The organism is Pantoea sp. EKM103V (assembly GCF_011800365.1).
Lineage (GTDB): Bacteria > Pseudomonadota > Gammaproteobacteria > Enterobacterales > Enterobacteriaceae > Pantoea > Pantoea anthophila.
Genome location: NZ_JAALFQ010000002.1, coordinates 25,349 through 38,082, shown reverse-complemented (window position 1 = coordinate 38,082; position 12,734 = coordinate 25,349). Strand labels below are relative to the sequence as shown.

Annotated in this window: 12 protein-coding genes and 1 pseudogene; 4 read left to right on the top strand and 9 right to left on the bottom strand. The window is 46.9% G+C overall.

Annotation, left to right across the window (positions count from 1 at the left end):
* Nucleotides 1–6 precede the first annotated feature (6 nt).
* The 6 genes from HFD97_RS06475 to HFD97_RS06450 all read right to left on the bottom strand — a co-directional run bounded on the left by HFD97_RS06475 (nt 7) and on the right by HFD97_RS06450 (nt 6,167).
* Complete coding sequence (locus HFD97_RS06475; protein WP_167431856.1) at nt 7–279, bottom strand: helix-turn-helix transcriptional regulator; 273 nt, start codon at nt 277–279, stop codon at nt 7–9.
* Between the two features lie 101 nt (nt 280–380).
* Entirely contained in the window at nt 381–1,118 is a 738-nt protein-coding gene (locus HFD97_RS06470) for a molecular chaperone (protein ID WP_167431566.1), read from the bottom strand.
* Nucleotides 1,118–2,401: a fimbrial protein gene (locus tag HFD97_RS06465; RefSeq protein ID WP_167431565.1), complete on the bottom strand. Its 1,284-nt coding sequence runs from the start codon at nt 2,399–2,401 to the stop codon at nt 1,118–1,120. Before HFD97_RS06465 ends, HFD97_RS06470 begins: the two co-directional genes overlap by 1 nt.
* Nucleotides 2,402–2,410: 9 nt before the next feature.
* Nucleotides 2,411–4,894, bottom strand: a complete 2,484-nt coding sequence (locus HFD97_RS06460; RefSeq protein WP_167431564.1) for a fimbria/pilus outer membrane usher protein — start codon at nt 4,892–4,894, stop codon at nt 2,411–2,413.
* Between the two features lie 18 nt (nt 4,895–4,912).
* On the bottom strand, nt 4,913–5,584 hold the full coding sequence (locus tag HFD97_RS06455) for a molecular chaperone (protein ID WP_167431563.1): 672 nt from the start codon (nt 5,582–5,584) through the stop codon (nt 4,913–4,915).
* Nucleotides 5,585–5,624: 40 nt separating this feature from the next.
* The gene (locus HFD97_RS06450) at nt 5,625–6,167 is read right to left on the bottom strand and encodes a fimbrial protein (protein ID WP_167431562.1); all 543 of its coding nucleotides are present in this window, start codon (nt 6,165–6,167) and stop codon (nt 5,625–5,627) included.
* A 428-nt stretch (nt 6,168–6,595) separates the two neighbouring features.
* Between HFD97_RS06450 and HFD97_RS06445 the strand changes: the two genes are divergently transcribed.
* Nucleotides 6,596–7,477 carry a winged helix-turn-helix domain-containing protein gene (locus HFD97_RS06445; protein ID WP_244319748.1) on the top strand — a complete coding sequence of 294 codons (882 nt, stop codon included), beginning with the start codon at nt 6,596–6,598 and terminating at the stop codon, nt 7,475–7,477.
* Nucleotides 7,470–7,928 carry a FidL-like protein gene (locus HFD97_RS06440; protein ID WP_167431560.1) on the top strand — a complete coding sequence of 153 codons (459 nt, stop codon included), beginning with the start codon at nt 7,470–7,472 and terminating at the stop codon, nt 7,926–7,928. The genes HFD97_RS06445 and HFD97_RS06440 overlap by 8 nt, the downstream gene beginning before the upstream one ends.
* Before the next feature lie 70 nt (nt 7,929–7,998).
* Here HFD97_RS06440 and HFD97_RS06435 read toward each other — a convergent pair whose 3' ends face one another.
* A complete protein-coding gene (locus tag HFD97_RS06435; protein ID WP_167431559.1) occupies nt 7,999–9,564 on the bottom strand; it encodes a sensor domain-containing diguanylate cyclase in 1,566 nt (521 codons plus the stop codon).
* Between the two features lie 728 nt (nt 9,565–10,292).
* Here HFD97_RS06435 and vapB point away from each other — a divergent pair.
* Nucleotides 10,293–10,523 (top strand): type II toxin-antitoxin system VapB family antitoxin, encoded by a 231-nt coding sequence (gene vapB / locus HFD97_RS06430; protein WP_127835158.1) that lies wholly within the window; start codon nt 10,293–10,295, stop codon nt 10,521–10,523.
* A complete protein-coding gene (locus HFD97_RS06425; protein WP_167431558.1) occupies nt 10,520–10,933 on the top strand; it encodes a type II toxin-antitoxin system VapC family toxin in 414 nt (137 codons plus the stop codon). Before vapB ends, HFD97_RS06425 begins: the two co-directional genes overlap by 4 nt.
* 320 nt (nt 10,934–11,253) lie before the next feature.
* Here HFD97_RS06425 and HFD97_RS06420 read toward each other — a convergent pair.
* Both HFD97_RS06420 and HFD97_RS06415 read right to left on the bottom strand, forming a co-directional pair.
* Nucleotides 11,254–12,111 (bottom strand): annotated as a pseudogene (locus tag HFD97_RS06420) (MBL fold metallo-hydrolase).
* 242 nt (nt 12,112–12,353) lie between these two features.
* Entirely contained in the window at nt 12,354–12,629 is a 276-nt protein-coding gene (locus HFD97_RS06415) for a helix-turn-helix transcriptional regulator (protein WP_167431557.1), read from the bottom strand.
* Nucleotides 12,630–12,734 lie beyond the last annotated feature (105 nt).

Here is a 12,734-nt window from a genome sequence, read left to right as displayed (position 1 = left end):
TATCCGTTAATTCCGGGAGGCAGGGGTTCTGCGACGCAGAATACCGGATTCCGCGCGCGCCCCTTGATAATTCTTTCTGTTTTCTAAAAACCAGATAATAAATTCATTGTTGTTTACCACCCCAATTTTTTTCATTACTCTCCTTTTGTGATAGCTGACTGATTTCTCGGATATCCCGGACCATTCGGCAATCTCCTTCATTGTCATGCCGGTCATAAAGAACCAGGTCACTGCAACTTCCTTCTCTGTGAATGACAGACAGCGCTGAGCGTTATCCATAAACTTCACGGACCCTCCATTTTTAAATTAATTAAATAATCATATGAGCCCCGGCGCCAGAGCAGGTTGACAGCCAGAAAGCAGACATTTATTTTTAAATTTTAATTAAGCACCTTCATAAATCTGGCATTTTTCCCGACATCATCAACGATGGTGTATTCAACAGGCGTCTTTTTACTGTTTACAGCTTCTGATAATTTAAAGCGCTTATGACTGAAAGGTGCAATCAACCGATCCATGCCAAGTGTTACTGGCTGCCCGGCGTCAGGCGAATTTACCTTTACCGAAACAGGCGTAATGTAATACGGTGTAGGATTAGTTATTTCCAGTATTCTTCCTCCGTCCGTTAAACGTAACCCTATGGATTCACCAGTAGTGTTAATATTCATGGCTTCTTTGAATGGCCGGTAAATAATCTTCAGCTGCGAGTTCAATCCGACCTCTATTTTATTTATATGGTGCGATTGCTTAGTTTGCTTGACGCCCGGTATTTCATAGAGGTTGATCCAGAAGACGGACTCACGGTCTGTTGGTAATTCACTGATTTTTTCCGTGGGCAGTATCTTCAGGTTTAAAACCTTACCCGGTGCCATCCGGGCCACCGCCGGAATAACCACAAAAGGATAGTTTTTTTCTTTGTTCATATCACCTGTAGCACCGTCATCAATCCAGCTCTGAAGAAGCACCGGCGCTTGTCCATCATTGTTGACGATGAGCAGGCGCCTGTCGCTGTCGGTACTGCTAAACAGCACCCTGTCCTGCAAAGGAACAACCGTTGCGTGGACCCCGAGTGAAATAAACATGAAGACAACACTGAAAAGGTGAACCATGTGTCTCATCACCAGTACCTCACATTAATATAGGCTGTCGCGTCAACCTGACCGGGTATGACTGGTTTAGACGGGTCAATGATGCCGTAAAATGCGAAATACTGTGACGTAATATCTATCTGATTATTGCCGTTGTTAGAACGGGAGACGACCCCGTCGAGTGGAGAAAACCATCCGACTCCCAGATCCTTATATGCGTTGGTTAAAAACCCGACTTCCTTACCCGCAACAGATAAGCCGATGCCAACATTAGAAGCATAGCCGTCCAGCCCGTCATTATCCGATAATGTATAACGCGACCAATCAACCCCACCCGGTACGGGATGGTTCGTACTGAATGCCACCGATATTTTATCGGCTCCCGCCCCCGCGAACCTGTCAATAAGCTGAGCAATGGCTGTTCCTCCACACCTGTAAGTGACATTAAAGTTAGCGCCTCTTTCTACGCCAGCCTTCAGTTCACTGAGAGTGACGGGAGGAAGAGTTACAGGATTGGTGTAGTTGAAAACACGGCATCCCCATTGTGTCTGTGTGAAGGAATTATCCGCAGCGTAATGCATCCCAAAGCCAATCCAGTTACTGGCGCTGAAGCCATCCCAGTTGGTATTGCTGTCGGTGCCGGGCTTGATGTTTCGGGTGTCATTCCAGCCGGGACCGACAAAAACCGTATAACCATTTGGCTGGGAACACGTGTAGCCTATCCCATTGGCAGTATCATCGGCGGGGCCGTTACATCCCCAGTGTGCGATCGGATCACCGCCCCTGAGCGTCGCAGGCAGACGGTAAATTTCTGCCGTCACGCTACTGAAGTCGCTGGCATAAAAGTTAAGTTTATTACCTTCTCTGTGTCCTCGAATGGGCGAACTCTGCCAGTACCTTGAAAATACTTTTCCATCAGTATCCCGGATGAGCTTTATGCCAATAAAGGGGAAAAAGGTCTGATAGACGCTGTCACCCGCGCTGATGTTGCCGCCGACGTTACTGTCTCCGTTGGTGGCAAAATACTCATAGGTCTGTCCCTCATCGGCAAGATCGCAGGTATATAACAACGTATCCGGTCCCTGTCTTGCCTGAAACGCCTGGGCCTGCCCCACGCTCACATTTGTGACGCCTATCAGGCCGGCTGGCATGAATTCTGCCGGGGTAAGTTTTATGGTACCGTAGCTGAGAGGCACACCTCCCTGAGCATCCCCCCCCGGGGAGCCGTGCTCGACAGATTGACATCTTGCCAGGGCTGATGATGTAAAGAACATCGCCATCAGCAAGGAAAAAATAGTTACATGCTTTTTCATGTTCTGACCTTATTCACAGAGTGCAGTGACATAATTGAGGGCCTTTACGGGCGTCGCATTCACTGGCGCATAGTGGATAACACACTGTTCATCCTGTGCGCTGCCCCAGCGGGCGCTCAGCGCCTCACGGTTTTCCAGCCGCAGATAGGTATTCCCCGCCTGACTGACCGTTGCAACACTATTGCCACTGGAATCAAAGATATCTGATCCCAGGGGAACGTAGCTGCCATCCCGGCGTTTCAGCTGCATCATGACCGGTATTCCCTGACGGGTTTTGAAGACCACCCGGTTGACTGAACCTGCATAGGGGGTAACCACTTGATGACTGTCGATAATATCCACATCAGCGGACTCTCCCTCCGGTGCATCAAGGTTGACGTTGTTACGTCTGTACGGCATCAGCGAAGGAACGATGGCGTAACCTGAACTGTCAATTTTAATATTCTGGCCGTTCAGCACCGTCGCACCCTCAGCTCCTTTGGCTTCTACGATGGCAAAGGTGTCGCTTACGGTATGGCCCAGGGTGATACCGCCGCTGTGAACGGCGACCGCGCCACTGACAGAACCCGATGCCTGCCAGCTGCCCGTGGATTTTGAGACCGTTCCGCTTACGTTGGCTTTTGGCAAAACTGTGGCCAGATTAAGACCCGTACCACTGCCCGTTCTGTCCCGACTGTAATTGACGCCCCACTGGGTATTATTATTCCTGCCTGCGCTGCCAGACAGCGATGTCTGGTAGCTGCCTTCATTGTTGCTGTTAATGTATGAGGTACTGAGCGTGGTATTCCGAGTATCCCGTCCGAGAGGCACGGAAAAGTTAAGGGCAAACTGGGTATCTTTGGAATACTCCTTGTAACGGTCATTATCACGTGCCCCCCATCTTTGCGCATCTGATACGCGGGTGCGGTACTGTCTGGAAATGCTGAAATCCATGTGAATACCGTAGGGCAGCGCCGTGGTGTATCCGAGCTGGTAAGACGTGTCTTTGTTCCGTCCGTCATAGTAATTCTGTGAAGAACCCGAAACATAAATGCTCCCCAGCCCGTCCAGCGGCTGACTGACGTTCACCTGAATGCGATTTTTTTGCATGAACGTCCCCCCCTCAACCGACGACAGCGGGGTGTCGTAATTATTCAGCGCGACAATGTCCTGGAGATCCCTGTACCCCTTCGTGGAATACCGGTAGCCGGCAAAACTGATCGTGGTTCCGGTTGGCCCCAGCGTCTTACTGTACTGAGTGTTTAACATCCATCCCTGCGTGGTACTGCCATTTCTCAGCCTAGCATTTGACCAGGTTGCGGAGCTCCCGAAGGCTCCGAGCGATGATGAGTAAACGGCCCCACCGTTGACAGCCTGGTAACCGCGACCAATACGTAACCCACTGTTGGCCGTCGTCGTATTGGAAACACCGTAATTAACAGATAGTTCAGAAAACTGGTTATCGCGGGAATAGTCGCGAATTTCCCCGGCAGAAAATGCATAGTCCAGTCGACCCGGGCGGACCGAACCCGGCAACGTAGAATAAGGTACTGAATATTCGGTTGTACTGCCGTCACTTTCCGTGACCCTGACACTCAGGTCACCGCCGTAGAATGCGGGTGCAAGGTCATCAATGCTAAAGGCGCCCGGTGGTACAGTCGTCTCATAAATCTTGTTTTTCTTCTGAAAAACCTCGACTTTCGCGTTAGTTCGCGCCGTCCCTTTTACAGTGGGGGCGTAGGCGACAAGCGAGGGGGGTAGCATGCGGTTGTCCGTCTTCAGGCTTAATCCCGTGAAACTAAGCCCGCTGAAAGTATCTGATCCCGAGCTGAGCTGTCCGAGCGACAGTTCACTTCTCAGCGCGGGTAAACCGCGTCTCACATACAGGCGCGATGAATTCCACCGTGAACCGTAACGATTACGACTGAAATTGCCCTGCTGCCGGAACTGCCACTTGCCTGCATTAAAGCCGCTGTTGAGTCCAAGGTATGTTGAGCTCAGCACGCTTCCATAGGCGCTGTGCGACTCATACTGGTTTACCGTATAGTTTGAGAATAAAACGCTGCTGCCCGCCTCAAACTCACTCGCCGGAATATAGTCATCCGGTCGTGTTTCCAGCAAAGACTGTGGAACGGCAATATCGACCCTCAGAGAGGAGAGATCAAGCCCAACTTTTGACTGGGGCAGGACTGATTCCAGGAAATATTTTTTATCCCCGTCAAGAGCCTCAGGCTTTTTTTTCAGGGACATGCCGTTTATAAAATCGCCTGTAAATAACGGAACTAAGTTTTTACCTTTCATTTTAAAAAGTAGCGTTCTTTTAGAGTACAGTTTGTTATTCACATAAACAGAAACCTCATACTCTCCCGGTTTATAAAAAGCATTTCCATCTGATAAAGCAGCAACGCCCGTCAGGCCACTTGCTTTCAGCATGGCGGGGCTGAATTCGTATTCTTCCGCATGTAAAAGAAATGGGCAGAAAGAAAAAATAAACAGTAATATCTTAATATTCATTTCACTGAAATCATTAATTTATTTATCGGTGATCAGGAAATTTACTGGTGTACCGTAATCATTGATCATTACCGCATGAAGCGGACCGCTGACAGAACCACCTTTAATATCTTTAGAGAAGGAATCACCAGGCTTCAGGGTCAGATTTTTCGCAATTATCAGTTTTCCATTGCTGATATCTCTGATGGAAAGAACATTCGGGCTCTGATTGCTGATGGATAACCTTCCATTCTGAATATGGTATGAAACTTTAGTTTCTTCTTTTGCAGGAAACGCATTAACTGATTCAGGTCTGTAGATAATTTTCAAGCGGCTTTTGATGATAAAATTTAAATGGTTATCGTCATTTTCACTTTTTTTGGCACCAGGGATCTGAGTGAAATTAAGGTAAAAAAGTGACTCTTTATCCTCTGGAAGAGATGAATGCAACAGTCTTATTTTTACCGTCTGCCCCCCTTTTTCTTTAATTTTAAATACAGGTGGCATGGCAATAAAATCAGGATCCCCGGTATTATCGGATTCAACCTGTACGATGAAAGGGTTATCACTGGTATTATCGAATGTAACGGTTTTCTCCATGCTGCCTTCCATGACGATCCGCGAAGCATTCAGCACAACGGCAGCCTGCGACAACCCACTGATAAAGAATAATGAAAGCAACATCGTCTTCATAAATGATATAATTTTCATAATTTTTTCCGTCCCCGCGAATATTCGCGGGGCACTTTAATTAAAGATAATTAATGGAGTACTGAACTGATGCCTCGACATTACCGGCTGTGGCCGCACCAGTGGCAATATACTGCGCGGTAAACTGTGCTTCTGCACTGTCAGTACCTGATAGCAGTGAAAACGCTTTTGACGTAGCCTGGCCAGACGATAAATTGATGGCGTGACTGTCTGGATCCAGTAACTGAATAGCCACGTTAGTCGCAGGGGATGTGGTGGCAATATTTTTCAGGTTGCCAGAAGCATCAACATTATTAGATACAAAGTTGATTTTGATATCCTCCCCAGCGGTTCCCGGATCCGCACATCCTGTCAGCTTCATGCTGAAAGTTGTTGGAGTTGAAGTATTACCCGCCGCAGTAAGGTCACTGACTTTTGCGGCCTGCAGAAGGATAACAGGCGCTGCAGAAGTTGAGTCATTGACGCTGATATTACATGTCTGAGCCGACACACTTCCTTTGAAACGAATGCTGTTTTGCTGTGCTGCAAATGCACTGCTTGCAGTCAAAGCAACAATCATCGTGACTAGAGTTTTCTTAAACATTTTTTCTCCTTTAAGGTTCATAAAAAACTGATTACTGTTTTAGCCGAATAACCAGCCAGCTTAATTACCTGCATTACTGTTAATACCGAAGTATCACTTTCATACCAGCACATTAAATTTTCACCGGCATGTTAGACACTGAGGGGTAAAAAAGCACCTTTGAATATCTCTAAATATATTTTATCTTATACTAGTTATAGTTTATTGGTTTTTTTTAATGAAAATCAATGAGTTATGTTTTAAATTTCTTTTTTTAAACATAGCAGGAGAGTGGCCTAACATCGAAAAAAATATTAATTAAATCATTTAAATTGATTCATACAGCTTTAAGTATTATGCTCATCTTTTTACAGAAATATCTTAAAGAATTTTTATTCCTTATATTTATTGTGGGTTTATGGTTTTCTTTCGCGTCACTGGAGAATATCTTGAGCAGAAAATTCACTCTCAACGAGTTTCTGATTTTCGAACCGGAAAAAAAAAGAATAACCGGCAGGGGAAGACCTGTGATTATCAGTGCATCGGCATCACTGTGCCTGGAGCTGATGATTGAGAACGCAGGTCAGCTGATCACACATCAGCAATTTTACGATTTTGTATGGCGTCGTTTCGGAACAGAGCCTGCGCCGACGGCCCTCTATCAGAATATATCAGCCCTGAGGCGAGCGCTGAATAAAGCCGGTCTCCAGGAGGATATTATCCGGACTATGCCCAGGAAAGGGTTTATTCTGTCACCTAAAACGACTATATCCAGAGAAATTACTTCTGCTCCGGCTTCCGTTCCGGTGCGGGCAGAGAGTGTTCAGGCTGTCAGATCCGATGAGAACAGCAACTTTGTGAATACAGAAAATCCTCTTAAGAAAACAATATCTGAAGAAAAGCCCAATGTTATACACTCCGCCAGGAAGCGACTCACACATTCTTTTTTTATCAAAGGCATCCGTTTCTGGTCGGCCTTATTCTTTAAAGAATCTATGGCAATAATCTCATTCACGCTTATGCTGTTTGTTATTGTTTATTTTTTCTCTCTCAGAACGGACATGGATGATGAAAATGTATTATTCAGTTACAGCACAGATTACAAAGGCTGTAAAATTTTCAGTAAATCGGACGCATTACTAAGCACTGAAAATGTTCTAAAAAAAGTAGATCAGCTTAAAATAAATTGCAGAACTGCACCTTATATCTATCTTACTGCTTATGAAAACGCTGACAGACTGTCATATTTCAGCTGTCAGCATCCCCTTGATAGCAGCCTTCGAGCAAACTGTCGCTCTTTCTACTATGTGAAAAATTTCAACGATGAATAAGATAATTTATCCTGTTTCGCTGTTTTTTTTGTTCTATTTTTTTTGTCCTGTAAAACGTCAGGGTGGGCACGTTATTACGTGTAAAGCCAGCGTCTCTTATTTCTGGAATGAAGAGCGGCTTGACCTGCGCATCTCGCAGGACCTTGATGGTGGAAAAGGGTTTCTCTCAGTGTCAGGAATTGTTTATAACAGTGATAAAACTAAATCCTATCTGGACAAGACAATCTCATTTTCATACAGAAAAAATAAAGAGTTTTATTATTTTCAGTCTGAGATCATCATGAACTCGCCACAAATGACGATGAGTGTCAGCGAGCAGAAGAAGTGGTTGCCTGAATTTTTTATCAACCGTGACGCGGCAATGTTGCAGAAGATAAAACCCTATGGCAAAAATGCCTGGTTATTTTATTCTGCAACCAGTCCGCTTTTTGTTTGCGAAAACATTCGCTGACTGCCTTCACTTGCTCGAACCCACCTTTGCGGCACAATTCTGAGAACTGAATACGTCATTAAAATCCGGTTCAGGGTGACTGAACTACTCCTGAAGTCATCACCCTGTTCCGGCTTTCATGCTTTGCGCTATATAGAAGTTGATCGGCTACAGACAGGGCTTTTTCCATATCTGTATCATCGTGTTGAAGGCCGCAGACGCCTGCTGAAACTGTGATGTGGCCCGCTATGGGGAACCGGATACCGGCTATGGTTTGACGAATACGCTCAGCGACAGACGTAGCTTCAGTCAGCGTTGTATATGGAAAAAAAATAACAAACTCTTCACCACCAAACCGGCAGATAATATCCTGCGTGCGGCATCCTTTTTTCAAAAAACCGGAGACGGCGACCAGTATCTCGTCACCAACGTCATGTCCGTAACGATCGTTAACATGTTTGAAATGATCAATATCAAAAGCAGCAACGCAGTGAGGCCCCGGATGACCAACAAAATGGGCCGTGAGTTGTTCAAAACCACGTCGGTTGTGCAGTTTCGTCAGGTGGTCAGTCAACGCCTCATCGCGTAACAGTGAAAACGTTTTGTTGATGGTCTTTGTATACATCAGAAATGCTTTTTTTAACCTGTCTGCTTCTCTGTACCAGGTTTTTACCTCTCCGATCTTTCCGGTTAATCGCTCTGTGGTACCAGTGCCAGTCAGGCGGGCCAGCTTTTCAAGGGGCTGTGAAATACGGGCAGAGATATACATGCTCGCGCTCACCAGCAGAAGTGCCAGCACCAGCCCATAAAGAATGACTTCACGGACAACATGGTCAAGGACATTGCTGGTGACGTCCGGCGAAACGCAAACAAAGACATGCCAGTTTGTTTTGACAACATCGGAATACCCCAGCAGACAGCGCTGCTGATTTAATGTCGTTTTTAGCGACCCGTATCTGTGCCGTTTAAGCTGCACTGAGAGATCGGAACTCAAGTTGAGAGTTTGCCCGGTCAGCGATTCATCGGTTGAATAAACGACTTCACCGATGTCTGACACAATACTGACGACCGTTTTATCAGCATAGAAATGTTCACTTAAAAGACGGCTCAGCATACTCTCTTTTTTCAGATAGATTGAGCCTGCCAGATAGCCCAGATATTTGCCCGTGGATGAATGTAAAGGGGCTGACAAAAATACGAGATAATTTCCTGTATAAGGCGCGAGGGGTTCCGAAACGAAAGGGCCTTTTTTTACGGCCTGTAACTGCTCAGGGGCAACATTCAGCGAAGCACCGGATGGAATAAAGTTTAAGGGTGAAGTAATTATCACCTGCCCCTCAGGAGAAAGAACGAGCACCGAACCGAACATGTCTGACTGCAGGCGCAGCCTGTCGGTTTCATACCGCAACGCCTGAGAATCCGCGAAACTGGTGATTTGACTGGCGCTGAAAGCCAACTCCTGCTGCGCAGTACGGAATAAATTATCAGCACTGTCAGCCAGTTTACGGGCATAAGCAGTGTTGGATTCAAGGATTCGCTCTTCAGTAAAAATTTTGAGCACAAAGACAGTTATTGTGACAAGCAGTATTGCTGTTATCAGTATGCAACTTAAAGAAAGAAGACACAGCAGACTCTTCAGTGGCGGCTTGTTCAGCATGGCGTGTACCTGAGTGACCTTTTGTTTTTACGGCCGGAAGATGTTTTGACAGCCAGTTATCAAGATAGGATCGCTTTAGAAATAAGTAAATCAGTTATTCCATTTGTATCCAGGAATGACACAACAACGGTATTTTCCAGGAATTATGTCGGGTATTCATTTACTCGTCTCAGGACCTTGAGGCAGACAAACAACACTTCCTCTTTCAACCGAACTTTTAACTAAACGCCGCACTCCTGCCATTATACCACTTCATTAAGTAGCAGTACCGGACGTAACGATCACAAACTGACGACATGAGTTAAGCCTATGTCATTGCTTTCAGGCTTTCCGAAAACTTCAAAAGATGTTTAAGAAGAATGAAATTTTCACTTAACCGATTGTTTTATAATAATAAAAACTAAAATATAAAAATCGCTAACTGCTGCCGGATCATGGCGATTGCAAAGTTATCCGGAACGTACGAACTCCTCTATTACAGAAATATCAAACAAAAACACATATGAATCAACACTAAACTCTGTTTCCGGTTCTGCCTTTTTTCGGATCTCAGCGGAAAAAGACAGAACAGAGGATAGGTCTGGCATATCCATATCCCCGGCATCTGCATAGGTGTTGCATACGCATATGTTAATCATCTGCATCTGCCTTACCTATACAATTGCAGAACATCTACCTATACTTAGCATAGGTATAAATATAAAGACCAGTTGGCTAGGAGAAAGACCATGAGAACCGTATCGATATTTAGAAACGGCAATAACCGTGCCATCCGTCTGCCCCGCGATCTGGATTTTGAGGGGGTAAGTGAGCTGGAGATCGTCCGGGAAGGAGACAGCATCATCCTCCGTCCCGTCCGGCCGAACTGGGGCTCATTCCTGCAGCTTGAAAAAGCCGATCCGGACTTTATGGCGGAGCGCGGGGACGTTGTCAGCGACGAAGGACGGTTTGACCTGTGAACAAAACTTATATGCTGGACACCTGTATCTGCTCTTTCATCATGCGCGAGCAGCCGACCGCCGTCATTGAGCGCCTGGAGCAGGCGGTGCTGCGCGGTCACCGCATCGTGGTATCGGCCGTGACCTACGCCGAGATGCGCTTCGGCGCCACCGGCCCGAAGGCCTCGCCGCGTCACGTGCAGCTGGTCGAGGAATTCTGCGCCCGGCTCGATGCCGTCCTGCCCTGGGACCGCGCCGCGGTGGACGCCACCACGGAGATTAAGGTGGCGCTGCGCCTGGCCGGCACGCCGATCGGCCCGAACGACACGGCGATCGCCGGACACGCCATCGCTGCCGGCACCGTGCTGGTGACGAACAATGTGCGGGAGTTTGCGCGGGTGCCGGGCCTGACCCTGGAAGACTGGGTATGACAGGCGGCGCACCCGTCTTTCACCGTTCCGGGTAGGGGCCCCGTTCCGTGATGCCCTCTGCGGGCGGGGCTCCCCCGCGGGCAAGCCTGACAAGCATCACCACTTCAGAACGGGCCGTGGCCTCCCGCTTTCTCAGGCAGTGCCTGACCGCGCTGACGGTCGCGCCCGGCGCCGCCATTTTTTCGTCTTCTGAACCCTGCATCAGACTCTCCCGGGGCTCCCGCCGGCATCACCGCACCTCACTGATGCTCTGCGGTCATGGTTAATTCAACTCACCATTCTGTAATGCCACGCCCGGCGCGGCGAGACAGGCACTCCTTTCAGAAGCCTGAAGGCATATTTCTCAGGGAAAGTGGCCAGTCACCCGGCCATACATATCGATCCTTCAGGATCCTGGCACTGTATTCAAGGCAGACACGAACCGGGTAATCAGGATAAATGCGATCCATTGCATCAATCAGCTGCTGCGCGTTCTCACTGCGGTGTAGTTCCCGCACAAAATCGCTGATGTACTGTCGCGTATAACTGATGGCAGAAGGGTGGAGTGTCAGTGCACCGGAAGAGTGACCCGGTACAACGATATCCGCCTGCAGTGCCTCAATTTTGTCGAGGCTTTCTGACCATTTTTTTAACAGTTCAGGCGTCCGCATGTCTGCAATCCATACGTGACAGTCGGCGAATACCAGATCAGAAGCAATCAGCGTCCGGCTGGCAGGGATCCATAAGGGCGCAATGTCTGTGCAGTTTCCGGTCATAAAACCGAGGATCTGAACTGTTTCACCTTCCAGCAGAATTTCATCTTCCGTCCATTTTTCAATAGAAAATTTAATATTCGCACCGTTCTTTCCAAGAACCGTGTTTCCTCAGTACTGAATTTTAAAGTCATACGCCTCATTGATATCTGTAGAGGCTTTTTTATAAGCGATCACTCTGGCGTCAGGATACATCTGCTTAATCACTTCCAGACCCAGATAATGGTCGGGGTGAAGATGAGTGATGTAGATAAATAAAATATTACGGTCGAGTTCAATCAGTTCGGCCACTAACCGGTGTGCATTCGCTATCGTGAACTGGGGATCAACAAGAATGGCATCGTGATCGCCATAAATGACTGTTGATGTGACACCGAATCCGTTACAACTATCGCTGCTTAAAAAAACCTTTTTTCTGAGTGACATTTTTTACTTCTCCTGAAATTTATGGTCTGGAAAATGTATAATGCTCGTTTCGTGAGATTTTGAAAAACATACCTGAATGGAATGAGCATGATTTATCCAGGGAATAAGCCTTTCCGCTTCGGCGCCGGGACACGCTTGCGTACCGCAGCCTGTAATCATGGTGAAACAGCATAAGAAGGTGAGAATTAATTTAATTCCTCTACTGTAAAAGCACATGCGAAGCCCTTTATTCGTTAATTCCCTTATTCATTCCCGGAGTCAGGTATTCTGCGTCGAAGAACACCTGATTCCGCGCGGCTTTCCTGATAATTTTTTCTGTTTTTTAAAAACCAGATAATAAATTCATTATTGTTTTCTGCCCCAATTTTTTTCATTACCCTCCTTTTGTAATAGCTGACCGATTTTTCGGGTATCCCGGACCATTCGGCTATCTGCTTCATGGTCATGCCAGTCATAAAGAACCAGGTGACAGCAACTTCGTTCTCGGTAAATGACAGGCAGCGCTGAGTGTTATCCATAAATGTCACAGTTCCTCCATTGATTACGGATTAATTATTTTCCTGAAAACCTACTGGCAGGATCGTTCTGCCAGTCCATACACCGGTGAAGTGGAAACGTTAAAT

What these genes read in the sequence shown, in the direction of transcription:
- HFD97_RS06475 (WP_167431856.1), bottom strand. Translation starts at nt 279, where the DNA reads ATGGATAACGCTCAGCGCTGTCTGTCATTCACAGAGAAGGAAGTTGCA.
- HFD97_RS06470 (WP_167431566.1), bottom strand. Translation starts at nt 1,118, where the DNA reads ATGAGACACATGGTTCACCTTTTCAGTGTTGTCTTCATGTTTATTTCA.
- HFD97_RS06465 (WP_167431565.1), bottom strand. Translation starts at nt 2,401, where the DNA reads ATGAAAAAGCATGTAACTATTTTTTCCTTGCTGATGGCGATGTTCTTT.
- HFD97_RS06460 (WP_167431564.1), bottom strand. Translation starts at nt 4,894, where the DNA reads ATGAATATTAAGATATTACTGTTTATTTTTTCTTTCTGCCCATTTCTT.
- HFD97_RS06455 (WP_167431563.1), bottom strand. Translation starts at nt 5,584, where the DNA reads ATGAAAATTATATCATTTATGAAGACGATGTTGCTTTCATTATTCTTT.
- HFD97_RS06450 (WP_167431562.1), bottom strand. Translation starts at nt 6,167, where the DNA reads ATGTTTAAGAAAACTCTAGTCACGATGATTGTTGCTTTGACTGCAAGC.
- HFD97_RS06440 (WP_167431560.1), top strand. Translation starts at nt 7,470, where the DNA reads ATGAATAAGATAATTTATCCTGTTTCGCTGTTTTTTTTGTTCTATTTT.
- HFD97_RS06435 (WP_167431559.1), bottom strand. Translation starts at nt 9,564, where the DNA reads ATGCTGAACAAGCCGCCACTGAAGAGTCTGCTGTGTCTTCTTTCTTTA.
- vapB (WP_127835158.1), top strand. Translation starts at nt 10,293, where the DNA reads ATGAGAACCGTATCGATATTTAGAAACGGCAATAACCGTGCCATCCGT.
- HFD97_RS06415 (WP_167431557.1), bottom strand. Translation starts at nt 12,629, where the DNA reads ATGGATAACACTCAGCGCTGCCTGTCATTTACCGAGAACGAAGTTGCT.